This is a genomic window from Verruconatronum alginivorum, assembly GCF_056590205.1.
In genome coordinates this window covers 3,509,123-3,535,505 of sequence record NZ_JBWPVQ010000001.1, presented here as the reverse complement: position 1 = coordinate 3,535,505, position 26,383 = coordinate 3,509,123, and the positions used below count along the sequence as shown (strand labels likewise).

General features: G+C 57.2%; 12 protein-coding genes and 1 pseudogene. 6 read left to right on the top strand and 7 right to left on the bottom strand.

Annotated elements, in window-relative coordinates; genetic code table 11:
* Positions 1-628: 628 nt before the first annotated feature.
* The 3 genes from ACWUI2_RS12605 to ACWUI2_RS12595 form a co-directional block, all read right to left on the bottom strand.
* Entirely contained in the window at positions 629-946 is a 318-nt protein-coding gene (locus tag ACWUI2_RS12605) for a hypothetical protein (RefSeq protein WP_486983203.1), read from the bottom strand.
* Positions 947-1,816: 870 nt separating this feature from the next.
* Positions 1,817-2,233 carry a hypothetical protein gene (locus ACWUI2_RS12600; protein WP_486983202.1) on the bottom strand — a complete coding sequence of 139 codons (417 nt, stop codon included), beginning with the start codon at positions 2,231-2,233 and terminating at the stop codon, positions 1,817-1,819.
* A gap of 117 nt (positions 2,234-2,350) precedes the next feature.
* Positions 2,351-2,686, bottom strand: coding sequence for a hypothetical protein (locus ACWUI2_RS12595; protein ID WP_486983201.1), 336 nt, complete (start codon positions 2,684-2,686; stop codon positions 2,351-2,353).
* A 57-nt stretch (positions 2,687-2,743) separates the two neighbouring features.
* On the opposite strand from ACWUI2_RS12595, the pseudogene ACWUI2_RS12590 reads away from it, so the two are divergent.
* Positions 2,744-3,027 (top strand): annotated as a pseudogene (locus tag ACWUI2_RS12590) (IS4 family transposase); the annotation flags it as partial.
* A gap of 549 nt (positions 3,028-3,576) precedes the next feature.
* Here ACWUI2_RS12590 and ACWUI2_RS12585 read toward each other — a convergent pair.
* The 4 genes from ACWUI2_RS12585 to ACWUI2_RS12570 form a co-directional block, all read right to left on the bottom strand.
* On the bottom strand, positions 3,577-18,333 hold the full coding sequence (locus tag ACWUI2_RS12585) for a PKD domain-containing protein (RefSeq protein ID WP_486983200.1): 14,757 nt from the start codon (positions 18,331-18,333) through the stop codon (positions 3,577-3,579).
* Between the two features lie 214 nt (positions 18,334-18,547).
* A complete protein-coding gene (locus ACWUI2_RS12580; RefSeq protein ID WP_486983199.1) occupies positions 18,548-19,783 on the bottom strand; it encodes an alginate export family protein in 1,236 nt (411 codons plus the stop codon).
* 147 nt (positions 19,784-19,930) lie between these two features.
* Complete coding sequence (locus ACWUI2_RS12575; RefSeq protein WP_486983198.1) at positions 19,931-20,104, bottom strand: hypothetical protein; 174 nt, start codon at positions 20,102-20,104, stop codon at positions 19,931-19,933.
* A 180-nt stretch (positions 20,105-20,284) separates the two neighbouring features.
* A complete protein-coding gene (locus ACWUI2_RS12570) occupies positions 20,285-20,782 on the bottom strand; it encodes a plastocyanin/azurin family copper-binding protein (protein ID WP_486983197.1) in 498 nt (165 codons plus the stop codon).
* 293 nt (positions 20,783-21,075) lie between these two features.
* Between ACWUI2_RS12570 and ACWUI2_RS12565 the strand changes: the two genes are divergently transcribed.
* The 5 genes from ACWUI2_RS12565 (at position 21,076) to dsrP (ending at position 26,267) form a co-directional block, all read left to right on the top strand.
* Positions 21,076-22,782, top strand: coding sequence for a multicopper oxidase domain-containing protein (locus ACWUI2_RS12565; RefSeq protein WP_486983196.1), 1,707 nt, complete (start codon positions 21,076-21,078; stop codon positions 22,780-22,782).
* Between the two features lie 28 nt (positions 22,783-22,810).
* The gene (locus ACWUI2_RS12560; protein WP_486983195.1) at positions 22,811-23,257 is read left to right on the top strand and encodes a c-type cytochrome; all 447 of its coding nucleotides are present in this window, start codon (positions 22,811-22,813) and stop codon (positions 23,255-23,257) included.
* Positions 23,258-23,386: 129 nt separating this feature from the next.
* Positions 23,387-24,022 carry a hypothetical protein gene (locus tag ACWUI2_RS12555; RefSeq protein WP_486983194.1) on the top strand — a complete coding sequence of 212 codons (636 nt, stop codon included), beginning with the start codon at positions 23,387-23,389 and terminating at the stop codon, positions 24,020-24,022.
* Positions 24,015-24,971, top strand: coding sequence for a 4Fe-4S dicluster domain-containing protein (locus tag ACWUI2_RS12550; protein WP_486983193.1), 957 nt, complete (start codon positions 24,015-24,017; stop codon positions 24,969-24,971). Before ACWUI2_RS12555 ends, ACWUI2_RS12550 begins: the two co-directional genes overlap by 8 nt.
* Positions 24,972-26,267, top strand: coding sequence for a sulfate reduction electron transfer complex DsrMKJOP subunit DsrP (gene dsrP / locus ACWUI2_RS12545; protein WP_486983192.1), 1,296 nt, complete (start codon positions 24,972-24,974; stop codon positions 26,265-26,267).
* The last annotated feature ends 116 nt before the right edge of the window (positions 26,268-26,383 follow it).

Sequence of the window (26,383 nt, the reverse complement as noted above, 5' to 3'; positions counted from 1 at the left end):
AGCCGCGGAGAACTGGCAGCGACTCAACTCGCCATCTTCGCCCCTATCTATCTAATGTAACGATAATGACGCGAAGATGATGCACGCCCCAGCTTATTGGCAATCTCAGCCATGAAGAGGATGCCGGGCCCGTATTCGGGCATGGAGGTGTAGCGAATATTTCCCTGAAGATTCGATGACCGCAGTAGACCCCGCGAGCCCGACGTGCCTTCGATCCGCCATTGCTTCACATTGATCGGTCACTGCTTCTTGTTCCGGTATCAGAGAAAAAGATCATGATTCAACCCCACCCGACTTATCACTGCGGGATACCTTCCCGCCAAATATCCACAGAAAACTGCGTATATCACATCCAACGATCATTAAAATAAAAAACAAAAAAGCCATCCCAATAGAAAAATACATTTCCACCGGATCAATCCCCTTTAAATACAAAGACAAAACCAAAATTACAGAAAAAACAAAACCCCTAAGAGCTACCCGAAACCAAAACCCTAAAATTGGGTTTATTTCGCTCCGTGAACTGAAACACAAAGACAACACAAACGACAGGAAGAAAAACTACAATAACCCGAATCAAAAAATAAAGAAAATCCATCACATCTCAAAACGCAAGAACCCGATGCCCTTACCGAAGATTTATGGTGGATCTCTCGCCGGACGAAACCGAACTGTAGCCCGCATTCGCCTTAAGAAACAACAAAATCATCAATGACTGACAAAAAATAAAAAAAGACAAGGAAACCAAAGTAAATTCCAGCTCAACCAAATCACTGTCTTGATTCAACAGCTGAACTGTATCAACCGGAAAATCTTCAACAAAAAAACCAAAATCGCCCACCGACTCTGACCGTAGGAGAATCCTAGCAATCGAACAAATTAAATTAACCCCAGAAACACAAAACCCAAGAACTGAAAAACACAAAATCTCTCTTTCAAATCTCATATTATCACCAAAATTTCAGTTAATAACACCCCCCAAAATAAAACGATTCCTATCACTTTAGATGTATACCATAGGCATCTACCTTATATTCATCCCTGACAGAATGATCTATCCACCTGAAAACCAATATACTTTCACGACAATCCATCAGGCCGAAACCAGATCCACCGGTTTCCATCCTCCGCCTCATTAGTTCCGTGCCCGACAAAACACTCGCCCCACCTAACAACCATGTTCCCTCGATTAAACAACACCATCGAGTAGAACCAACCCCGGATGCATGGGGTCTGCAATCCGGGAGAGCAATCGACCGCTGGAGTCGCTCCCCTTTACCCCGACTAATCTGTTTCCGAACAAAGGAATTCAGAGATGCAAACCACCAACGAGAATCCCCCAACATACTGTAAAAGAGCGCCCGCTCCGTTTAACACACCGATCACCCAAACTGATATCCAACCAACAATGAAAAGAAACATCAAGACAGTTAGCATAGCGACATCAAACCCAAATCTTTTCTTAATGGCAAAAGCGCCGAAAGCCACCCCTCCACCTAAAACCGCAAGAAAACAGCTCTCCCTATAGATTACCAACCCCGAGCTCACACACGAAATAGACAACAACACATTTAACACTCTCATATTCCAATACATCATTCGAACACGCCGAAATAATTCTTTCCAAACACCTCCAGGCAATGCCCCAGCAGTCAGAAACCCACCCTGGCGAGGCCCTTGATTGCCGCCGCGGCGACTCCTTCTCTCAGGCGGAAAGCCAAGGCCCGACGGCGTCAGAGGTCCAAGTTTCGCGGTGGGCAGCGTGCAGCAGGGTCAGCGACGGAGGCTCGGATTCGTAAAACTAAAACTAAATGGATCACACGTCCTTTTTCATATTTGCAATCTCCGGCTCTTTCGCCCGAAGAACATAAAAGTGAAAAACAATAAAAACCACCAAGCCTCCAAGACATAAAAAACCTAGAAAAACCAAATCCCCAAATAATAGATAAACCAAGAAAGACAACAACGCCATAGCACAGCCGGCCAAGAAAAACCTTACCCGGAACCTTGCTTCAAGCTTAGGATCTCGAAGAAACCGAATCCAAATAAAATCCCCCACCGAAGGATCAACCTTCACCCAAGACGAGGGAATCAACTCATGAGCGATCCAATTTGGGACAAAAAACAAAGGGGCCGCTAACAAAAACATCCACACACTAACCTCAAGCGCTTCCATATAGAACACAAATATCCAAACCAAAATTAATGGAACAGAAAACAAAATCACAATCATGAGTCGGATCTCCATTCGAGTTGCCAACGAAAACCATAAACGGAAGCCGGAAATAAATCTCAGAAAACTACCTAACTTCTATTCATTACCACCAAAACTCAATAAACTTAAATTCATTTAATCAATCCGAGAAGGCCAAAATAAATCAAAAACAAACATCAAAATCAAAACAACCACAATCGAAAACAATGCATCCAAACCATACCCCCTTAAAACCGATGTTATTAAAATCGTGTGAACAATAAAAACAGAATAACAAATACGAATATTCGATTTTTTGCCATTTCTATTCAAACCACTTCCACACAAAAAAACCCCAACCACCTTCTTCAAAAGAAAAAGCCAAACCCCTCCCAAGAGAATTACCGAAACCAAAAAACAATCAAATAAATAAACATTCAAAACAACAACCAAGAGAACAACAAATTGAATAAATATTTCTTTACCTTTCATCCCAAGAAGTTGTTACCGCAATAAAAATTTTCGTGAGCGTCTCCGGAACTTCCGGGGTGGGCGGCTTCGACGGTGGCCGACCTCTACCGTTACCGCTGACAGATCGAGGTTTTCTTCAAGCAAATCAAGCAGGCCCTGCGGCCTTGCGACTTCCTCGGATACCACACAAACGCCGTGCGCTGGCAGGCCTGGTCAGCCTTTTGCAGGATGCCCTGCTGCGTTTCCAATCGTTTGCGAGTGGCTGGGCGCACAGTCTCCTGGGCCTCTTCCCTTTGATCCGCGGCATGGTCTGGGACCGATTCCAACTTCTCGATCTGTTCGAATTCCACGGGACAGCAGGTAGCCGCTGACGAGTGCGGGTCGAGTCCAACCAAGCGCATCTTCCGAATTTCGTCCCCATATTTGCGGGACAGCGCGCGACTTGGATCTAAGAGGCCATGCCAAGGTAAGGGAACATTCATGACAACACTTTTAGAAATGAGCCAGGCACCCCACCTGACTATCAAGAAATTATTTCTAGATAATTGTCATTAAAAGGAAGATTTTTGTCATCATATATATTTCCACTCCGAAATATTAATAATTCTACCCAATTCTCAAAATAGTTGTTCCGAACTGGTGTTGGCATCCACGACATCAGCGCCTCTCTCGGATTTTTGCTAAAATCACCACAAAATACACGCGAGTTATATAAGCAAATAAGTATGAAAGAAAAACGGTTCCCACCAGAACAACAACCGTTATTAGTAAATATGAATAAAATCGACTATCATGTATACCTACATTAATCAACAAAACAACTGATTTAAAAAGAACTAATGCACAATACAATACAATAAACAAAACAGATAAATACCCAACAACACGGGCTATAATTTTCATAATCAAATTTATCGAAATTCAAAAACATCATAAATCCACATCTCTAGAATCGACCCAAGTGCGCCTGTCCCGCCAGCCCCGATTGCACCGGTTCTACTCAACTCGAATCTTGTTATGTCGATCCACGAGACAGAAACTGTGAATCCTGACGGGGTTCGAATTGCGAGGGCTCGGGTGCGCTGCACAAGGGGTTCAAATTTAAACCCAACGCCTCCAACGCCCGCCCCCACGGCGGTAGCGACAATCACTCTACCCAGCCGGTCCTTAAATTCCAGTGGTTGTCCAAGAATCAAAACAGCGAATAGTTCCTTCGCTAACTGATAAGTTGCGCCGCCTCCTGCGCCTGAGGCGATTCCTTTAAGAAGTGCATTCTTTAGCGGGGGAAACAGCTTCAGCGCCAGTCTTCCCCCAATGCCTCCGAAAACGCCGCTGAGCGCGCCTTCCCCCGCTGACAGCGCCAATTGTGCTCCAATATCCGCGAGACTCGGTTCTTTAAATAGACTTGGCTGACTTACAACGGTTAAAGCGGTGTTTACTACTGCTCCGATCGCCATGGAAATCCCAATTTCCTTCAATATAGAGTTCCCGCTCGGATCCACATACATCACCGGATTCGCGTGGGCGTAGAGGTACTTGTGGAGGGAGATGGGATCGGATGAGAACCCTTCGAATGGGTCCATGGTCCAGAAGCGGGCGCGGGCGGGGTCGTAGTAGCGGGCGCGGAGGTAGTAGTGGCCGAGGTCGGGGTCCCATTGTTCGCCGGTGTAGCGGTTGGGATTTGTTGTGTTGCCGGCTTCGGCCAGGTGGATGCCGAAGGCTTCATACCAGTAGCGGTCGGTGATCGTCCCGGTTTCGTCGGCGAGAGCCCAAATCGTGCCTTGGCCCTCGTGGAGGTAATAATGGTGGTTCCATTCACCGAAGCCGGGTCCCGCGAGACGGGATTGGGTCAAAGGAGCGTGACCATAGACATAAACTGCGACCGGGCAAAGAAAGGTTCCGCTCGTGTCGGGCTGCAACTCCTCGACCACCTGGGCGTAGCCGGTGAGGCTGTTGGTGTCGACCAAGTAGACGGTGAGCAAGCCGTCGACCTCTTTGGCGATCCGGTTGCCGTCGGCGTCATACGAGAGGTCGATCACCGTTCCGGAGGCCGTAGTTCGGCGAATCAGGCGGTGACGGAAGTCGTATTGGTCACTGCCGCCGGAAACCGGCGGCGAACCGAGGGTGCTGGAGAGAGTGTTGCCGGCCGCGTCGTAGGTGTCGCTGTCGAGGCGGTCATTGGCGTCGTAGCCGTAGGTTTGCGAGAAAACGCCCGGGAGCGTCGAGACCCGGCTGAGACGGTTGCCGACCAGGTCGTGCGCATAAAGCAAATCGCCGTCGTAGCCGTTCGGATCACCGGCGATCGTTTCACGGGTCAACCGATAGAGGCCGTCGTAAACGAAATCGCGGGTGCGTCCGTCGGATTCGGCGATCCGCGTCCGGTGACCGGCCGCGTTCAGCGTGTAAGTAAAGGAATGGAGCGACTGCCCTCCCCCGTTTGTCGCCGCTAGAGAGGTGAGCCGGTTGAGAGAATTGTAGGTGTAATGCTGGGTGATTCCGGCGGCGGTCGTGATACGCGCCAGGCTGCCGACCGGGTTATAGGCGTATTCGTGCCGAAGGGCTCCTTCACCCGCTCCGTGATCGAGCACGGCTTGGAGGCGGTTGAGGAAATCGTATTCGTATTCGAGATCGAGCCCGGCTTGACTGTCGCTGTGCACACCGGTCAGGTTGCCGGCCTCGTCATAATCGTAGGTCAACGTGCCGTGCGGAGTCTGCTTCGCGACGAGCCGGCCCCGAACGTCGTAGATGAACCCTTCCGCATGGAGCGGGGCGGCCCCGTAGAGGGGGTTACCGAAGACTCGGGCGGAAAGTCGGCGTCCGGTGGCGTCGTAGGTGAAGGTTTCACGGAAGGCGACGTGTGGCAGGACCAGCGACGGATGCGAGGGGTCGGCGGTCCGGGAAATCAGCCGGTCGCGGGAATCGTAGGCAAATGTCGTGGTGTAACCGTTCATGTCCGTCGTCGCCGTCAGGCGGCCAAGGAGATCATGCGAGTATGTCTCTCGCTCCCCGAGTGGCAAGGTCCGGCTAATGCGGCGATTCATTTTATCGAATTTGTAACGAGTCGTCCGCCCGAGGGCGTCGATCTGCGCAATCCGGTTGCCAAAGACGTCGTATTCATAACGCGTCACCGGGCGCGGGGCACCGGGGGCGGGCGAAGGCTGGAAAATAGACACCAACCGGTTGGCAGCGTCGTATTCGAATTCGGTGGTGCGTCCGGCCTGATCCGTTTCAGAAACACGTCGCCCGAGAGTATCGTAGCCGGTTTCGGTCATCGATCCGTCGGGATAAAGGGTGCGGACCGAACGGTTAAGGGCGTCATATTCGAACCGGGTGGTGTGACCGTTGGCGTCGGTGATCGCAACCTGGTTTCCGGCCGCGTCGTATTCATAATGAGTGACGTTACCGAGAGCGTCGATGACTCGGGAACGACGGTTCGAACAGCCGCAATGGTCGTCGTATTCAAATTGGGTCAGATTTCCTCGTTCGTCGGCCGTAGCGATGATCCGGCCGATTCCATCATAAATCGTGTCGGTGGAGGTTCCATCCGGATAGACCGTGGCGATCTGTCGTCCGAGCGCATCGTATTCGTAGGTCGTCACCGCGCCGAGCGCGTCGGTTTCCGTGAGAAGACGGTCCTCGGCGTCGAACGTCGATCGGGTAATCGAGCCATCGGGGTGGATTACTTGGCTACGATTGCCCCGGAGATCGTACTCAAACGTCGTGACGCGACCGAGCGGATCAATCCGCTCCGTTTCCCGGCCGGCGGCATCGTAGGTAATCCGGCTTTCCCCTCCGTCGGGGAAAATTGTGCGAATCAGGCGGGATTGGGCGTCGTAAAAATAGCGGGTCGTCGAATGATCGTCCCCGGACGGATCGGACGGAAAAGTCCCGACAGTGCGAGTCAGTTGATTCCCGCGGCTGTCGAAAGTGAAATGGGTTTCCTGCACAATCAAGCCATCGGTATCACGTATCCGCATGGCGGTTTGATTGCCACGGGCATCATAGTCAAACTCGGTTCGGTTCCCCTCCGGGTCAGTCATCCTGGTGACGTTGCCAATGGTATCATAGGTGAACAGGGTAAGATTCCCGAGCGCGTCCTCCTGACTGAGTAGGTTGCCTCGGGGATCATAGGTGAAACCGGTGACATTTCCCAGCGCATCCGTCAATGTCAGCGGGTTGCCGAAACCGTCGTAACTGTAGCTGGTGGTGTGGGCCACCGGGTTGCCGGCGGCGTCACGGCCGAATTCCGTCTCGGAGGTTAGATTGCCCAGCGCGTCGTAGGTCCGTTCCCGAAGGTTACCCAAGGCGTCGATGGTGCGTATTTCGTTGTCCCTCGAATCGTATTCGCGAAAGGTTTCATTCCCGAGTGGATCGACGGTTCGCACGACATTTCCCCTCAAATCATATTCGTGCAAGGTCGCGTTACCCAGCCGGTCGGTGATGATGTGCTTTCGATTGGGGATGTCGTGCGTAAACGTCATCGCTCGGCTATCGGCATCGATCTGCTCAATCAATCGACCATCGCCATCGTAACCGGCTGCGAGAGCCCGGTTCCCAAGCGGATCGATGATCGTCTCCAACAAGCGTCGTCCCCCGTCGGGATCCGCGGGGTGCGCGACATATTCAAAATAGACCGTTTCTCCAGCCCGGTCGGTGACCGACTCCAAGTATCCATATTCATCATACCCATAGGTGATCGCGGCGCCTTCCGTATCCTCGATCCGGATAATGCGACCGGCGGCATCGCGAATAAACGGGATCGTTTCGCCGCCACTATGGGAAATGCCATTGGAGGAGAAAGTCACAAAGTTCTCGTTGCGATCGGTGAGTTTTCGTAATCCAAAAACACGCTCGATTTCCAGGCGAATTCCTCCCGGGGTCGTGTAAACAAACTCTTCCGGATCGACGCTATTAAAGAAGTCAGTGATATCGACGCCTCCATTCACCCGGTCGATCGGAAAGTTCCCCCCCTGCTTCAGCATCAATTGCCCCACGGACCCGTGAATTGGCCGGAAGGCGATCGAGGCCGCGTACACATTGTAGAACGCCTGCTCAGTCGGCGAATACGCCTCGAACTGCTGAACCTCGTCGCCGACCACGACGGATACGACCCGTTTTCCTCGCGGGCGGATTCCATAAATCGGAATGCCGGTCACCGCCTGGACCCTGACCACATAGTCTTCCCAACCCCGGCCGACTGGGCCGTTCGCATGGACCTGGACGGTTCTGAAATTAAGCTCCCAGTCCGGGCCAAAATCATTCCCAACTCCACCCCGGCTATCATACGAGCGGATGATCTGGATCGGTATCCCCGCCATCGGTTCCCGAAGATCCTCGAACGCGATCTGGAAATGACCGACTTTCATTCCTCCCTCGACGACGACGGAAACCGTCTCGGAGGCCATGGAAAACCCAAAAGGATCGACGGCACGGAGCCGCAGTTCGTAAATCCCGTTGCGCAACAAGGTCGGGTCAAAATCGCCCAAATGAGCCGATCCGTCGGTGGCTCCTACCGGCGCCACCCCGGTCTCGATGGTTCGCCAATCCGCAGGCCCTCCATCAGCCGACCGAACCTGGAGCTCGTAGGAGGAGAGCGCTCCACCCAGCACGAATCCGCGGACCTCGACCGGAGCGGTGACCGTCTCTCCATCAAGGGGAGAAACAATCCTGGCCAGCGGGGCGTCCGCCGAGGAGGCGACGACGGTAATCGATATCGGGTCCGACTCCAGGATTTCCCCGGATAACGTTTCGGCGCGCGCCCGAAGTTCGACCGGGCCGGCAGCGGCTAAAACGTGGTCCGCGACAAATGGCATGGTTTCGGCGATGGCGATCACCTGATCTCCGGCGAGAAACTCGACCGAGGAGATGACGGCCCCGCCGGTCGCCGACGCCCAAAGATTGATCGGTTTGTGCAGGCGGTGCAAAGAACCGTTCCCCGGAGCGGCCAACGTCACGCCAGGGGGCACCGGGGCGACCTCCACCCAGACCGGCTCCGATTCGGTCGTTTGGCCGATCTCATTGCGGGCGACCGCGACGATCTCGTAAGCCCTTTCCGGCATCCCCGCCCATTGAAATTGAAAGATTCCGCTTCCCGTCACCGTGGCAATCGCGACACCGTTCGCCCGGAAGGAAACGGCCTCGACCACGCCGTCCGAATCGGTTGCTTCGGCTCGCAACAAGAATGATTCCCCGAGACGAATCCGCTCGCCATCGGCTTGCGGACGAATCAACGCCACCTGCGGTCCCACCCGATTCGCGGCGGTGACGGCCACCATTATCTCATCGGAAACGACGAATTCTCCATCGGATACCGTAATTCTGAACCGATGCTCCCCCACTCGACTGAACGTCGCCCCGGCCGAACCCGTCGCGGTTCGAATCAAAGTCGCACCTCCGGGACCACCAACATAACTCCAGGAGACCGTCAAGTGACCATCGGGCAAGCCGTCGTCTTCGATCACCGGATGGAAGAGAGCGACCTCACCCAAATCGATCGCCAAGGAGGGCCCGGCGTCAACCATCGGAGGTTGGTTGACCCCTTCCACGACCGTAATCTGAACGGTATCCGAACTTTCCTTATCCCCGTCAAACGCGCGCAGCTCCAAAACATAAACCCCGGTCTCCGGGAACTGCGCTCGAGTCCGCGCGGTATTCGGAGACTCGATCAAAACCGGTGCCGGACCGGAGACCCGGGACCATAAAACCTGAAGCGGACCGGGAACGCCGTCGTCCGAGGCAGCCCCTGCCAAAGTGACAATATTCGACCTCACCACCGTAAGATCCGAGCCGGCGTCGACCTGCGGGGCTTGATTGATGTTCGAAGGATAAACTGTGATCTCGACATGGTCGGCCGCGCTGCCGGTTCCGTCGGTGACGGAGAGACGCAAGAGATACATTCCCGGAACGGAAAAAGCGGCGGTGGTTTCCATGGAATGGGCGTCGGCGAACATCACCTCCGCCGGGCCGGTTACCCGCGTCCATGTGGCAAATAATGGTTGCGGGCCGTCATCCGGATCATAAGCGGTCCCGGCCAAGACCGCGGTGTTTGGCAGAACCACCGCCAGCGCCGTTCCGGCGTTGACCACTGGCGGAAGGTTCTCGGGAGCACTATTGCGTAGATGAATCAACACTTCGGAATGGGAGAGGAGCTCGCCATCCGAAACCGCCAGCCGAAACCGATAACTGCCGAACTCGTCGACATGAACGTCGGTATTGGCGTCATCCGGTCGGAGGATCTCTGCGACTCCCGGGCCGTCCACTTGCGTCCACCCTATCTCCAAATCGGAGCCGACCGGCAGTCCGTCATCCCGAACATAACCGTCGAGCGTGAACGACAAGGTATCCAAGTGCTCCTGCTCAAACCCGGCGAAAACCACCGGGGCCCGGTTGATCGTCGGCATCGGTTTCCCGAACGAGCCAGCCGCATGCAATTCGGCGACTTCGGCCGGAAGAAGACGACGATCATAAACACTCACCTCGTCCAACCGACCGCTGAAAACTTCAGCGAACAATGGCCTTCCACCCATCCAAAAATCACCGGGGGTGGGAACCGCTCCGGGCTCGACCTGGAACGTCTGGTAACCGAGCCCATTCCGGAAGATTCGAAAACGCCCTGCAACGTTGTCATACGTGACCACCCAATGCTGCCACCCTTCGAAAGCGTATATTCCGCTCAATGAATCGACGAAATGCACTTGGCCGTCTGCATCTTTCCACCGAATCCGCAATTGGCGAGCGGTTCCAGCCAACTTTGTGATGGAGAATTCGACCCCGTTATCGCCATACCACCCGGCCAAAACCTGCGTTCCCCCAGTCGAGTTGATCCAAGCCCAGAATTCCACGGAGAATCCGTCCGGCGAACTTCCGACATCGAGACCACCACCGGTCCGGGCGACCAAAAGGCCGTTCTGCAAATTGAACGCCGTGCCAGACATTCCACTGACATACGAAACTGGACCGACCGGATCCGCATGAAACCCGCTGATCAATTCGTTTCCATTTCCGTCGCCGGGCCAATGGGCGCGCAAGCCCGAGAGCGGCACCTCATTTCCATCGGGCCGCCCGACCACCGCTCGCAAGGTATCCCGCGAAACCATGAGTCCGTCGTCTGCGGAAAGCTCCAAGGTATAAATTCCCGGAGCGCCAAATTGGACAGTGGTTTCCACGTGCGTCGGGTTTCCGAAGGTCACCGTGCTCGGACCACTCACTCGCCGCCATTGGGTTCGCAGTTCTCCGCCGAAGGGCAAACCGTCATCGGCGGCGAATCCTCGCAACTCGACGACTTCGCCAGTCGTCCCCACCTCCAAGTCAGGGCCCGCGTCGACGATGGGCGCCAGGTTTTTTCCGGCGACCACCTTCCCGCGCGGCCCCGCATCCGCGATGGCCCAAATCTCAGTCACGTCCAATTGCCGATCATAAACGCTCACCTCATCCAAGCCGCCAATCATCGTATCCGCAAACAATGGACGACCTCCCATCCAAACATCCCCGGTGGTGGGAAATCCCCCCGCTGTAAGGTTCAAGGTCTGAAAATGAGTTCCGCCCCGATAAATCCGCAAACGTCCGGTCGGGGGTTCATAGGCAAAGGCGAAATGCTGCCATCCGTTGGCCGAGTAAATACCAGAACTCGTGTCCAGGGAATGAGCTTGCCCGTTCCCATCGCGCCACCAAATCCGGAAGGTTCGCGCCGTGCCACTCAGTTTCACGATCGAGAATTCCAGCCGGGTGTCCACGTACCAGGCCGTCAGGACATCGGTGCCTCCAGTGGACGAAATCCACGACCAAAACTCCACGGTGAATCCATCGGGCGATTCCCCCACATTCAATTCCCCCGCCGTTCTGGCGACCAGGGCCGAATTTGAAAAATCGAAAGCTTGCCCGACAACTCCCGCCCGGAAGGTGACGGGGCCAACCGCCTCCGCGTCAAAGCCGTTTACCACCTCCCGTCCATCTCCTTCGCCGGGCCAATGGGCCCGCAGTCCAGCGGGTGGGAATAACGCGCCGTCGGCCCATCCGACCACCACTCTGACCGTATCCGTCGCGACCGACCATCCATCATTGGCACTGAGCTCCAGCGTGTAAATGCCGGGTGCCGCAAATTGGACCGTCGTTTCCGGCTGCGACGCATCCCCAAACGTGACCGCCCCCGGCCCGGCAACCCGCCGCCAACGAACCCGCAAATCCGTATCCGCGTCCCGGGAACTCGCGCTGCCCAGGAGGACCCCTTCTTGATCCACGGAATTCAACGCCAAATCATCGCCCGCATCCACCAACGGCGGAAGCCGGGTCCCGACCACCGCTTTTCCTTTCGCCCTTGCTTCGGCTCTCAACCAGATCTCCTCCGGACTAAGCTGCCGATCGAAGACACCTACTTCGTCCAACGATCCAATTAACGTTTCTGTGAAAGGAGAACGTCCCCCCATCCAAAAATCGCCAGTAGTGGGGAAACCTCCTTCGGAAAGATTCAAGGTCTGGAAATGAGTCCCATCCCGGTAGATCCGTAAGCGCCCAGTCGTCGGGTCGTAAACAAACGTGAAGTAATGCCAGCTGTTCGGCGAAAATGCCCCCGAATTCGTATCCAGAAAGTGAGTCACGTTATCGGCATCCCTCCAGCGGACGCGCAAGGAATTGGATGAGTCACCGACTTTCAGGATAGCAAACTCCAATCGGGTGTCAGCATACCAAGCCGTTAAAATCTGATTTCCCACGGTGAAGGTTAGCCTTCCATTAAATTCCACCGTGAAACCGTCCGGTGATTCCCCTACATTGAGTGTCCTCCCTGTTCGAGCGACCAGATAGCCATCAGGTCCTTGCAAAGCTTCACCGATTACGCCAGGCCCAAAGGAGACCTTGCCCACGGACTCCGCGTGCAAGCCACGGACTTCTTCACGTCCGTGACCGTCAAGCGGCCAATAAGCCTGAAGTCCCGATATTTGCGCTTCAGTTGGGGCCGCAACTCCCAGAAGAACCCGCATTGTGGCGCGCGAGATCGCAACACCATCATCGGCAGACAGCTCCAGCACATACACTCCCGCTTCAGAAAATCGCGCTGCTGTTTCAAGTTCCAGATGATTTTCAAACAGCACGTTGCCCGGGCCACTCAGCTTTCTCCATTTGGTCCGCACCCCACCGCCGGATGGCAATCCGTCATCCGCGACAAAACCTCGCAAGATGGCGATGTCCTCTATTGAGTGAAGCGCCTGGTCCGGACCGGCATCCACTGTTGGGGGAGAATTTGCCGCAGTGAGAATCTTCGGTTCGGGACGAGCGACTTGCCAGATCTCCTCTAATCTCAGGGGTCGATCGTAAATGGCAAGCTCATCCATACTGCCATGCAAAACTCCCCCGTTGGGATGACCACCGAAAAAGAAATCCCCGTCGGTCGAGACCCCTGAATTACCGAGACCAGATATCGCCATCCAATGCAACCCGTCCCGAAAGACCCTTAGAACCCCCGATGAACGGGTATAGACCAACGCCCAATGATGCCACTCAGCGTGCCTGTAACTAAGATCAGGAGTATCGAACGTTAGCACGTTACCAGCGTCATCCCTCCAGTAAATGCGCATGTTCCGATTGCCGGCCGCCACCTTTCCAAAACTGAATTGGGTATTCCCGTTCGGCAAATACCAGCCGAAGAATCGATGCGTCCCAACGCTGTGGTCGACCCGGCCCCAAAACTCCACAGAGAAGCCGTCCGGGGATTGACCGACATTCAAACGTCCCTCCGTCGGCACCTCCACGGCCCTTGTTTCAGGACCGAATATAAACCCTTGGTTCACCGGACCGTCTCCATAGAAAACCCGGTCGGTAGGTCGTCCATGAAAACCTCCCACCGAATCCATCACATTCCACTCGCCTCGCCACAGCGCCACCAAGCCCGCCGGGGCAATCGCATCGGAAGGCTGATCGACAGTGACCGTCAACATTCCCGCCCGCCGAACAAGCAGTCCGCTTTCGCCTTGGATTTTGCCCGTAAGTGAAAGGCGATATACCCCCGGGACAGCAAAAGTGGCTTCTGTGATCGGCGAATACTCATCAACAAACGTTACGCCCCCCGGTCCCGAGACTACTTCCCAGAGGACCGAGATATCCGCATTAGGCGGAACATGTCGTGTTGAAATTCGCCCTGCTAATACCACAGGTGCATCCGCCCGCGGCAGATGCAGTGTTCCGCCGGCAAATACCTCCAAGCCCGGCACGAACCGGCAAAACGACCGCGACAATCCGTCGTAAATCGGTTCCAGATCCGCTCCCGTGTCGGCGAAGAAATAATCGGCCCGCGAACTCGCCGAGGCGAGCATCAGGTATTCGTCGGTTCCGCTTCCCAAGCCGACGGAGATGATCCGCATCCCCGAAGCGTGAGCGGCCTGGGCAGCCGTGATGGCGGCGGCGCGGTTGGAAATCCCGTCCGACAACAGCAAGATCACCCATTCCGCCTCCGGACGTCCGTTTGCGATCAACTCGTTCGCCGCGACATTGATTCCCGCATGAATCGAGGTTCCGCCGCCGGCATTAATCGTCTGCACTGCCGCGATCGCCGCGGCATGGTTCGAGGTGAGGGGCATGGTCACCGAGGCGCCTACATCGAACGGCACGACTGCCGCCCGGTCCCCCGGCACCATCCGCTCGATGAACTGCTGCGCGGCCAGCCGGGCGTTGATCATCCGTTCCCCGGCCATCGATCCGGATTTGTCGATCACCATCACCACGTCCAATGGTTGCAACTCCTCCGGACAAGCCACCGTTACTCGCATTTCGTCAAACGCCACCCGGTCTCCTTCCCGGACCGACAGGCGCAAAGTGTATTCACCTGTTTCATAAAAACGCACCTCCGGGGTCAGTGTGTTGGCGTCGCCAATGAATATCCGGGCCCTTCCACTCACTTCCGCCCACGAAACCTGAATAGTCTCCTCCCCTCCTCCGCCGACCGATCCGATTGGCAGCACAATAGCCAGAGGCAACTCGGTGAATAAATCCGGACCAGCGTTCACTTGCAGCGGATCCATTCCGCCGCCGCTTGAGTCCACCACCGTCACGATCATTCGATCGGTTCCGACCATTTCGCCATCGTCCGCCCGCAACTCCAGTTCGTATTCCCCGGCCGCCGAAAAATAAACCCGCCCCCGGAGATCGGCCGGATTCTCAAAGATCGGTGCAACTGGTCCCCGGATGGTTCGCCACTCGGTCGTCAGCACGCCGCCCTCCGGCAAACCATCGTCCTCGACACTTCCGAGCAAATGCAACGGCGGCAGCCGAACCCCGCGCAACGAAACTTCGTCATAATAGACTTCGTTTTCCAAATCGATACCGGAACGGTAAGCCAACAAGCGAACCCGGATCTGGCGGGTCCCGGCCGGCGCCACCCGGGTGTCCGCCAGAAAGCCCCAACTTTCGGTCACGGGCGTCGGCGAAATATCCGAATAGGCCAACGTTTCCCCTCCCTCCGTGCGGTATTCCACTCGAATGCGGGGTTCGTCGTAGCGGACCTTGTCCGCCACCCGATAAGATAACGACAATTCGAACAATTGGCTTCCTTCATCGATCGTCTCGGCGAAAGGCGAGACATCGATCTCCTGCCGCATCTCGGCGATACCACTGGCGGGAGCCCGGAAAACATACTCTCCCTCAGATGCCTCCGGAACGCCGGAATGCCCTCCCAGGACACGTTGCCATACCGCTCCGATCGCCTCCCATCCCGGAACGGCACCTTCCTCGAAAGGCGTTTCCGCTCCTCCATTCTCCAAGAGATTGGCCGTGCGGAGCAAATTGAAATCGACCGTTTGATCGGGACCGGCATCAACCATGGGCGGGTGATTGACCGGCGATCCGAAGCGCACGTTCACTTCGTCAAAACCTTCAAGCTCGCCATCATACGCCGACAGGCGAAAACGATATTCTCCCGGAAGATCGACCTCAACCGCACTCCGCAGACGATCCGGGTGATGGAAAACCGCGCTGCCGGGCCCCGACGTCTGACTCCACTCCACCGCCAACGCCCCGTCCAACGGAAGTCCATCGTCGGTAACGGTTCCCTCCAGCAGGATCACTAACCCGCCTGAATTGATCAAATCCGGACCTGCGTCAACGACCGGCGGTTGGTTGATTAACTCCACCTCGATCACCGTCTCGTCAAAGGCTTCCAGTTCGCCGTCGGTCGCCAACAGTCGGAAACGATGCACGCCCGGCTCGTTGAACGTCACCGTAGTCGCGAGACTCTCCGGATCTTCGATGATCGCCGCCGGTCCCCCGGTCTGGATCCACTGATAAGAGAGCGCTCCGTCCAGGGGAAGCCCATCGTCTTCGACCGATCCGAACAGCCGGGCTTGGGTGTGGAACGGCAGGTGTTGGTCCGGTCCAGCATCGACCATTGGAGGAAGATTTGGAACTGTCTCAACTTGCACCTCAACGTCGTCATGGGCGGCGAGTTCCCCATCGAAAGCCGTCAGACGTAGCCGGTAATTGCCGGGCAACATGATCCGCACATCCGTTTTCGGATCACTCGAATCGCCAAAGGTTACTGCCCCGACATCGCCCTCACTGACACTCCACAGACTCGTCAACAACGCCCCGGTCGGCAAACCGTCATCCGAGATCGTTCCATCCAACGCGACAGTTCGACCCTCGATCATCGAAAAACCATCGCCTGCCGAAACCTCAGGAGCCCGGTTCCATCGGTGAACGGTCACCCGCATTTCATCGAAACCGATCATCTCTCCGTCGAACGCGGACAAGCGTAACAGATACTCCCCCGGCTCGTCGAACGTGGCGACCGCTTCGGCTTGAGTGGGGTCATCGAATCGAACCCGGTCGGAGTTTTCCCCAATGATCCGCCACCGAAAGCTCAACGATTCACCGGCTCCTTCGCCCGACCCGTGCAACAACACCGTTCCCGGTTCGTCCAGAACCCGATCCGGTCCCGCATCGACCCGCGGCGGCATCCGGTCACGTATCATGATAGTCACGACATCCGACGTTCCGGTCGCCCCGCGATCATCGGTCGCAATGGCCCGGAGCGAATGAATCCCGGCCGTCGCTCCATCCCATTGAAACACGAAAGGCGCCTCGACAGATTCCCCCAACCATTCGTCACCGGCGAAAAACTCCACCCGTTCCACCGTGCCATCCGAATCATCGGCGAAAGCGGCGATCTCCACGGAGATCGACTGGGGAAATACCGCGCTGTTGGCGGGATGCATAATCTCCACCGACGGTCGGGCATTTACTTCGATCGTGACCGTGGCCGACTCAGAAGTCCCATAGCCATCGGCCGCGACAAACCGGAATCGGTCAACCCCATAGAATCCCGGTTGCGGAGTGTAGCTCACATTCGGGGCTTCGCCGGCCAGGCTGCCCGACTGAGGCACCTCGACCACCTGAAAGCTCAACGGATCACCGTCGGCATCGGTCGCTGCCAACATGAGATCGACGGTTTCCCCTTCGTGCGTAAAAACCTCCATCGGTTCGGCCACCGGAAGATGATTGAAAAAATGCACGACAACGATCACCTCTCCGTCGCCACTGAACAATTCGCCGTCGAACACCCGATAAGTAAAGCGGTCCTCCCCGAAAAAACCATGGGCTGGGATGTAGGTGAACGTTCCGTCCCCACCCATTTCCAATGCACCATTTTGAGGGTCCGCTACCACTTCGAAAAGCAACGGGTCTCCATCCGGATCCGACGCGTGCAAGGCTACGCTCGCGGTTAGGACGTCGTAACGGACCACGGAAAAGGAGGCGTCGCCCGCCACCGGAGGTTGATTCAGTGGCACCTCCGGTCCCCCGCTGAACCGCAACCGGGCATTACTGTTCAGGGTGAAATCGCGGGCGACGAGACGTCCGCTCAATAGACTGTTCGCATTGAGGATCACCCGTCCTTCCGGCGCCAGGAGCGTACCATGGAATTCAGCGTGACTGTTCAAGTTCACCCCTCCCGTCGCCACGCCGAGCGTCAGCCACTCCGGTCGTTCGGGGTCCCCTAAAACTCCGGTCAATCCCCCGGGAAAAGAACCGGCTTCGATCGTCACCGGTCCCGTGAGCTCCAACACCGCCCCCGCATGCCACTGGATCCGGGTGAAGGTGTAGCGCGCCGTCCCATCCTCCCCACCATGCCCAAGAACGAGCCGAGCGTCCCGCTGCACGTGAAGCTCGCCGTAGGAACCGGGTGGCAGGAAAAACGGATCCGCTCCGTTCGCGAGGGTCAGGTTGCGGATCGTGGAGAAATCTCCGTCGAATGAATCCCCTCGACCCAACCGAATGTTCCGATTGCCGGACGGTGATGGCGGTGCCGCAATCTCCGGAAACTCCGGAGGATCGACCCGGGTCCGGATGGCCTCCAGAAAAGCACCCCCATTGATCCGCGCCCGATAACCGTGCGGACTCGAATCTCCCGCATCATCGACAATGGACAAAACCGTTGCCCCAGGATGAATCTGCAGATCCGGGGTGCCTGGTAAAAGCAAACGCCCTTCTCCGCGAAAACCACTGTTGATATTGAACGGTCGCGGCGCAACCAGGTGGATATCGCCTTCCACCACCCCGCCATTGATTGAAATGTCCTCTCGGATGAGAGCGGCCGGACCGCCGGTTGCCGCGTCCACCGCGGACGCAAACACGAGAGCGGCATGAAGAGAGAAAACGAGGGGCAGCGAACGAATACGGTTCGACATAGGGGTAGTGAGGAATTGGGGTTAAGCTCTTACTAAACGTTCATTAAAACATAAATTCTGACTCGAATGATAACTGCGGATCAAACCCAGGAGGTCAAGGCTGTTTTTAAAGAAAAATTAACATTTTCCATGAACCCAACAATGACCGCCGAGGATTGGGTGATCGGGCGCGGGGTGCTCCCGTCGCTTGGTCGAAACCCGGGATCGGATCCGCTCAGAACGTAATTTCCGTCTGTACCCAGGCTTTGGTGACGTCCGGTCGGCCTTCGCGGCCATCGAAGTAGGCGGCCTTGACCAACGCGCTCAAATGCTGGCCGAAACGGCGGGTGAGTTGAGCGTTCACTTCCTGACCGTAGGTGATGCTTTCGCGGTGGGAAGTGAAATAATGGTACCCGACTCTGCCGTTGACCGAAGCGGGCAACTTCGCCGAGACGTGGGCGTAAATGTCCTGCAAACCGGCGGCCGGCGTGACAAGGAATTGATCGGTCCAACCGTTGAAGGCGTGAAGCGTCGCCAAGGGCGTTTGCACGGCGAAATTACGGTCGCTGCCGAGGAGTTCGTAACCGGCGGTCAAACCGAAACGGTCGACGTCGGTTTGTGCTTCAACGCGGAAATAGGTCACCGAAAAATCGGCCGCCGCCGGATTCGCGTGGTTGTCGACCTGGCGGGCCAACTCCAGGTGGAGCCGGAGAGGGTGCTCCGCGACCGCCAATTCCGGCCGCACCCAGAGCCCAAAGGTATCGCCGGAAACGGCGGGAGCATCGTCGAGGCGGAGAAGATAGACATACGCTCCCATCGCCCCCTCGTTCCCCGGGAGAGGAGCGCGGACATGGCCGAAATAAGACTCGGAGTCCCAACGTCCTTGCGGATGCTCCCGGCCGAACACCCGGTTTACCCGCTCGATGTAACCGGCGGTGAGGGCCGTGGCGGTCGCCGGCTGATAGGTGGCGTAAACGGCGTCGAAGGTCTGTTCGTTTTGCCGCCAGCCGACGTTGCCGATGAACCGGTGGTTGTCCAAAATGATCCGTTGACGTCCCACCCGGGAATCGAACGACCCATGCCGCAGCCGCAGAAAGGCTTGATTGAGCTCGGTGGTTTCGGGATCGGCGATCACCGTTTTGCCGGGCTGATTATTTAAACCGGCTTGATTGTAGGCGTCACCATCGAGGGCGCGGATGTCTTCGAGTTCGATGTATCCGGAAATTGGTAACGCGATATTGGTGCCGTATCCGAGACGGGTTCGGGCGGTCAACGCATGGGATTCGTCGAGTCCGGATTGGTTGGCGAACTCGTAGCGGAGCCGGAGGTCGAAGGAAAATTTTCCTTCGAGAAAAATCTCTTCCCAGATCGGCCGGGACGAGTTGGCGGCCGCCGGTTCGGCGGAAGCGACCGCGGAAGCGGCCGGAAGAGCAAGTGCGAGAAAAAGAGCGGATGCGGGTTTCAGTTTCATTGGGTCGGTGTTGCCACGGTTAACGGTTTGGCGGACAAGAAAAGGGAAAGGAGGGTAAAAACGCAAGGGCCGAGACGTGCTTCTGACGGCGAAAAGCGCTCCCGGCAAACCGGAAACGCTTTCGTCACAACGCAAACTCACGCCTCTTCAGGGCGATCCCTCGCCCATCAACTCCACGCACATCTCGCAACAGGGAACGAAGTCGGGACCGTCTTCTTCGGGAGGATTTTCGGCGGCCGCCAACAAACGGGAGGTGGCGGTGGCAGCCAAAAGAATGAGCACGGGGAGCGCGGGCCAAAAATTTAGTTTCTTGATTTTCATAAGCGATGTGTCGTTTCGACTGTCGGTTGAATAAACTCCAGGCAAACACACCCCACCATGCTTGCGCATGGTCCCCCGGCACGAGGGGATCTATCATAAAATTCCCCTCTTGAGAGGGGGGGACCGCTCGCCAGAGCGGTGGGGTGTGTTTCCCGTTCCTCTCAGATGCCCTCTGGTTCGTTATTCGACTTTCATGATCCCCCGCATTCCGGCGGGAGTGTGGCCGGGGAAGGAACAAACAAACGGATAGTTGCCCGGCTCGGAAGGAGCGGTAAAGGTCAAAGTTTCCTTCTCACCCGGTCCGAGGATCTTGGTCGCGGCGATCACCCGGTCCTTGAAATCGGGGGCCACATACGCGGTCTGGGCGTGTTGCATCGAGGCGTTGGCAAAGGCGAGCGCGTCGACGCTCTTGTCGAGGACCACGAGGTTGTGTCCCATCGTTTCCTTCGGCATCCGGCCGATGTTGTGGAAGGTCAAGACGACCTCGCTTCCGGCCTTGACCGTGAACTCCGTCCGGTCGAATTGCATCCGGTCGTTTCCGGTGATGCGAATTTCACCCGCCGCGGCCGGCTGCGAAGTTCCGCCTGTGACCGCGGTATTGGACTCGCCTCCGCAAGCGGACACAAGAGCCACGGCGGCGATGCAAATCAAGTTTCTGATGTATGATCTCGTTTTCATGATGATTGAGTGTGCCGAAGATACCGGCGCCCGGGCGGTTCTTCATTGACGTAGGTCAAGAAGAGCGATTTTGCCGCCGACGTCCAGTCCGGGAGGTTCCCGAAAACACTGGCTAATAGATATTATAAACATGGATACAAATCGCGCCCCTCTTCCCGCTTCAGCCGAAATCCGTAGGAACCGGAAGAGGAAATTGACCTGCGTCAAGGCGACCCGGTCCCGGCCCCGGTAAATTGATTCCCGACTTCTCGCCGTCGTCTCGGTGAGCATCAAAACCAAAACCAGCCAGACCGATGACTATTAAAAACTATATCCGCACGCTTCCCCGGCGCGCCCTTCTCCTTGCGACCGTAGGCGCACTTGGGTTCGGCGTTTCACAAAGCGACGCCTGCCAAGGTTGCAGCTTGATGCTGACCGACAGGCTCCTGAACGGTGAACAACCGTCGAAACATTCGGAGGAAATGTGGAACTTGATCAACCGGGCCGACGATCCTGCCTCCGCCGAACTCCGGACCAATCTCGCGATGCTTTCCGGCCGCGAAGTCACGCCCGAAATGACTCTCGCCCAAGCCAGCCCGCGCCGGGCCACTCCACCACGGGCACCCCAAGCGGCCGAAGGGACCGAAGCAGCCGCAGCGCCACGCGCAACCGGAGGCCATGCCTTCGACGTCCCGGCCGACCATCCGTTCATCGACATCATCGAGCGCGACCGCAACCTCGGCATCTACGAAACCAGCTACGTCCCGGCGGGAACCGTCCCGAACCGGCGCTTCACCATCACCATGGAAGAAGGTCCGGTCTCGATCGGCAACGGCGTCATCTACGACGGCTTCACCGTGAACGGCACCATCCCGGGGCCGACCTTGATCATGGAGGAAGGCGACATCGTCGAATTGACCGTCGTCAACAAGGGTGAAATCCCCCACGGGGTTTCACTTCATGCCGTCTATACCCAGACCTCCAAATACCTGGGACAAATCGACGGCGGCGAAAGCAAGAGCCACATCTTCCGGGTCAACCACCCCGGCGTCTACATGTATCACTGCGCTCCGGGCGGCCATGCCATCCCGATGCACACCCTCCTCGGTCAATACGGCATGATGGTCGTCAAGCCGAAGAGCAAGCAGTTCAAAATGGACGAAGTGATGGGCCGCGGTCCCGACCTCGAAATCTTCCTCGTCCAACACGAACTCTACTCGACCGGCAAACGGGCCGTCGAAGGCAAGGCCGACTATGTGATGTTCAACGGCGAACTCTTCCGCTACGTCGCCGATCCGATCCGGGCCAAGCCCGGCGATTTCGTCCGGATCTATTTCCTGAACGCCGGTCCCAACATCATCTCCACCTTCCACTTGGTCGGCATCGTCTGGGACTTCGCTTACTGGCAAGGAATGCCCGATCCGGAGAACCTTCTGGTCGGCGGACAAACCGTCCTCGCCGGTCCGAGCGATTCATGGGTAGTTGATTTCCGGGTACCACCCGACGAAGGCAATTATCTGATCGTCACCCACGCCTTCGGTTCCACCACCCGCGGGGCGATCGGCATCCTCAACGCCTCCGCCGACAACGAGCGGTCCCCGACCATCATGGCCGACGGACCTTCCTACTCCGAAGAGGAAATGGAGCGCCGCCTCGAAACCGCGGTCCGCACCATCTCCCCCTTCCGTCCGACCCAGGAGCAGCTCGACAATCCGGTCCGTCTCCTCCCCGGCCAGGACAAGATGCGGATCAGCATCATCGGCAACTCCTTCTACCCGGCCGTGGTGGAAGTTCCGGTCGGCACGACCATCGAATGGACCAACGAGGAGGTTTTCACCTTCCTGTCGGGTGAATTCTCCGGGCTGCATGATGTCCGCACCTTCGAAGGACCGGAAGACTTCTGGTCCCCGATGCTCGGTCACGCCGAGCGCTGGAGCACCACGCTGAATACGCCGGGCACCTACAAATACTTCTGCGTCCCCCATCCTTACATGGAAGGGGTCATCCGGGTAACGGAATAACCGAAAACCAACCAAGGAAACACGAAACATGACCATAAGAAAAACAATCGGAACCACCCTTCTCCTCGGCGCTCTGGCCGTCGGCGGGATTGCGGTGGCCACCGGCTCCGACAAACCGGTCTCGGGCGAATCGGGCATCAGTCCGATCTCCAAGATCGACGCCGAAGCGCTCTGGCGGCAAGACTGCGCCGCCTGTCACGGCCGCGACGGCAAGGGGCAAACCCGCGCCGGCATCCGCGCCGGAGCTCCCGACATGACCGACGCCAAGTTCCATGAAACGGTCTCGGACGAACAGGCGTTCGAATCGGTCAAGGAAGGCAAACTGAGCGAAACCGGCGCCGAATTGAAGAAGCCGTTCGGCAACGACCTGACCGACGAACAGATCAAAGCGATGATCGAATACATGCGCGAATTCGACCCGAAGCACCCCCGCGATACCAGCGAGGCGGCGCTGAAGGCGAACTCCAAACAATAACCAACCACGCGACCGGCGCGGGCCGCGGGGACGGGGGCGATGCCTCCTCTCCCCCGGTCCGGGCCAGGCCGCCCTGCCCCGGGCCTTCGGGCCACCCCTTTCAATTTCCGGTTAATCAATCCGCAAGCGATGAGTCAGCAGACAAAAATCACCCTGGTCCTCACATGCCTCACGTTGGCCTTCCTCGGGCTGGCGGCGGCCTTCATCACCGGCACGTTCGCCCCGGACCGTCCGGCGCCGCAGATCGTGATGGTCGATCGCCAATTTGTGGATACATCGCCGGTCCGGATGAATTACGCGGCCCTCCTCGCCGCCGACGAGGACACCTCCGACTTCTCCTGCAACGCCTGCCACCGCGGCGGCGAACGGGTCGAACTCCAACTCGACGAACTCGGCCGGATCATCCTCCAGGAACACGACTACATCACCTTCCGCCACGGCCATTCCGAAGACAACAACCATTGCTTCAATTGCCACGATCCCGACCAGATGGATCGGCTGCGGACTCCCTACCAGACTTTCAGTTTCGAGGAAAGCAACCTCCTGTGCGCCAGTTGCCACGGCTCCACCTACCGCGATTGGGAAAACAACATCCACGGCCGGACCAGCGGCTATTGGGATCTCTCGCGCGGCGAAAACCATCGTCTCGATTGCACCGAATGCCACGATCCGCACGACCCGGGTTTCCCGCATCTCCAACCGGCCCCGGCGCCGCACTCACTCAAAAACCGCATCCTTCTCAACCCGGAGAACGACAATGATTGACCGCATGTCCGACAACTCCCAACCGGGCAAAGAACCCGGCAACATGGATCGCCGCAGCTTCCTGCGCGTCTCGGCCGGGGCGACCGCCCTCGCCGGGGTCGCCGCCATCGCCGCCGGCCTCGCCCCGCTCCGCGAATTGACCGGAGCGACTTCGATCGAGAAGTTTTTCCAGAAGCATTACAAGGAGATGTCGCCCGAGGACATGGACCGGGTGCTCCGCCGGATCGAGGGAGAGGTGGAACGTCAATACGGCATCCGCCCGCACGTCCGGGATTACCGTCCGATGGACGGCGTCGAATTCGTTTACGCGCTCAACATCAGCCGTTGCATCGGTTGCCGCCGCTGCGTCAACGCCTGCGTCGTCGAGAACAACCAATCTGGCGATCCGGATCTTGAATACATCCGGGTTTTGAAGATGCCGAACGGCACGATGGATCTCAACAAAGGAGACCACAATTACGAGCCGGAATCCGTCCCGGAGGAAGGTCATTTTTACCTGCCGATCCAATGCCACCAGTGCGCCAATCCGTCGTGCGTCAAGGTCTGTCCGGTCAACGCCACCTGGCAGGAGTCCGACGGCATCACGGTGATCGATTACGACTGGTGCATCGGTTGCCGCTACTGCCAGGCCGCTTGTCCCTACTTCGCCCGGCGTTTCAACTTCAAGAAGCCGCGGATACCGAAGGAGCAGCTCAATCCGAACATGTCCTACCTCGGTAACCGTCCCCGCGACGTCGGGGTGATGGAGAAATGCCATCTTTGCATCCAGCGGACGCGAGCCGGCAAATACCCGGCCTGCCTCGAGGTCTGCCCGACCGGCGCCCGAAAGTTCGGCAACATCCTCGACCCGAACAGCGAAGTTTCCCACATCCTGCGGGAGAAACGGGTTTTCGTTTTGAAGGAAGAACAAGGAACCCTTCCCCGGTTCTTCTACTACATGGAGAAATAAATGGACGCCGCACGCAACTATCTCTACTTCCTCCAGCGCTGCATCCGGATCGCCTTCGTCGGCGACTGGCGTTACTACGCCTGGATGGGCGGCCTGACGATCGTCTTCCTGCTCGGGCTCAACGCCTACGCCCAACAACTGGTCGACGGCCTCAGCTTGACCGGGATGACCCAACAGGTTTCATGGGGCGTCTATATCGCCAACTTCACCTTCCTCGTCGGGGTCGCGGCGGCGGCGGTGATGCTGGTGATTCCGGTTTACATCTACAAAAACCGGCATCTCCACGACCTGGTGATCTTCGGGGAATTACTCGCGGTGGCCGCGATCCTGATGTGCCTGGCGTTCGTCACCGTCGACCTCGGCCGACCGGACCGCGCCCTTCATCTGGTTCCGGGACTCGGTAAACTCAACTTCCCGGTTTCGATGCTGGCCTGGGACGTGGTGGTGCTCAACGGTTACCTCCTGCTGAACGTCCACATCGTCGGCTATCTTCTGTATTCAAGATATAACAACGACAAACCGCACAAGTGGTTCTACATTCCGTTCGTCTTCATCGCCATCGTTTGGGCGATCTCGATCCACACCGTCACCGCCTTCCTCTTCGTCGGACTCGGAGGCAAGGAGTTCTGGAACCAGGCGATCATCGGTCCCCGGTTCATTGCCTCCGCCTTCGCGGCGGGGCCGGCGTTGATCATTCTCGCCTTGCAGGTCATCCGCTACGTTTCGACCTACAAGGTGACGAACGAAGCCCTCCTGACCCTCCGGTCGATCGTCCAGGTGGCGATGATCATCAACGTCTTCCTGTTGATGAACGAAGTCTTCACCAAGTTCTACTCCGACACCGCCCGGGGAATGTCCGCGAAGTATCTCTACTTCGGTTTGGACGGGGCCAACGCGCTGGTTCCCTGGATCTGGACCGCGATCGCGCTCAACATCGTCGCCTTGGCGATCTTCATGTTGCCGGTCAGCCGGAGCCTCCGCTACCTGAACTTCGCCTGCGTCGCCACCGTAGTTGGAATCTGGATTGAAAAAGGAATGGGCCTGGTGGTCCCGGGCTTCATTCCGACCGCCATCGGCGAGGTGGTGGAATACGGTCCGACCTGGAACGAGGCGATCGTCTCTTTCGGGATTTGGGCCTTCGGCCTGATGGCGTTCACCATTTTCCTTCGGATGAGCATCCCGATCCTGCAAGGAACCATCAACAAGGATAACGAGCCGCGCAACCGTCCGGCTCCCTCCCTCGAACCGGCGAAACCGGAGCCACCGCCCGCGCACGCCGCCACCCTCAACAGCTGAAATCCACGTGTGCCATCCAAATATTTTTGGTCTTCGAAAACTAAACACCGTAGTCGGGTTGGCTCTGCCGCCCGACCGCAGGGTTACCGGCCCCGACGCTTCAAACGAAACAGAAG

Excerpts from the sequence above, each read along its gene's own strand:
- ACWUI2_RS12595 (WP_486983201.1), bottom strand. The coding sequence starts at position 2,686 with ATGAAAGGTAAAGAAATATTTATTCAATTTGTTGTTCTCTTGGTTGTT.
- ACWUI2_RS12560 (WP_486983195.1), top strand. The coding sequence starts at position 22,811 with ATGACCATAAGAAAAACAATCGGAACCACCCTTCTCCTCGGCGCTCTG.
- ACWUI2_RS12600 (WP_486983202.1), bottom strand. The coding sequence starts at position 2,233 with ATGATTGTGATTTTGTTTTCTGTTCCATTAATTTTGGTTTGGATATTT.
- ACWUI2_RS12555 (WP_486983194.1), top strand. The coding sequence starts at position 23,387 with ATGAGTCAGCAGACAAAAATCACCCTGGTCCTCACATGCCTCACGTTG.
- ACWUI2_RS12570 (WP_486983197.1), bottom strand. The coding sequence starts at position 20,782 with ATGAAAACGAGATCATACATCAGAAACTTGATTTGCATCGCCGCCGTG.
- ACWUI2_RS12605 (WP_486983203.1), bottom strand. The coding sequence starts at position 946 with ATGAGATTTGAAAGAGAGATTTTGTGTTTTTCAGTTCTTGGGTTTTGT.
- ACWUI2_RS12585 (WP_486983200.1), bottom strand. The coding sequence starts at position 18,333 with ATGTCGAACCGTATTCGTTCGCTGCCCCTCGTTTTCTCTCTTCATGCC.
- ACWUI2_RS12565 (WP_486983196.1), top strand. The coding sequence starts at position 21,076 with ATGACTATTAAAAACTATATCCGCACGCTTCCCCGGCGCGCCCTTCTC.
- ACWUI2_RS12575 (WP_486983198.1), bottom strand. The coding sequence starts at position 20,104 with ATGAAAATCAAGAAACTAAATTTTTGGCCCGCGCTCCCCGTGCTCATT.
- ACWUI2_RS12580 (WP_486983199.1), bottom strand. The coding sequence starts at position 19,783 with ATGAAACTGAAACCCGCATCCGCTCTTTTTCTCGCACTTGCTCTTCCG.
- dsrP (WP_486983192.1), top strand. The coding sequence starts at position 24,972 with ATGGACGCCGCACGCAACTATCTCTACTTCCTCCAGCGCTGCATCCGG.
- ACWUI2_RS12550 (WP_486983193.1), top strand. The coding sequence starts at position 24,015 with ATGATTGACCGCATGTCCGACAACTCCCAACCGGGCAAAGAACCCGGC.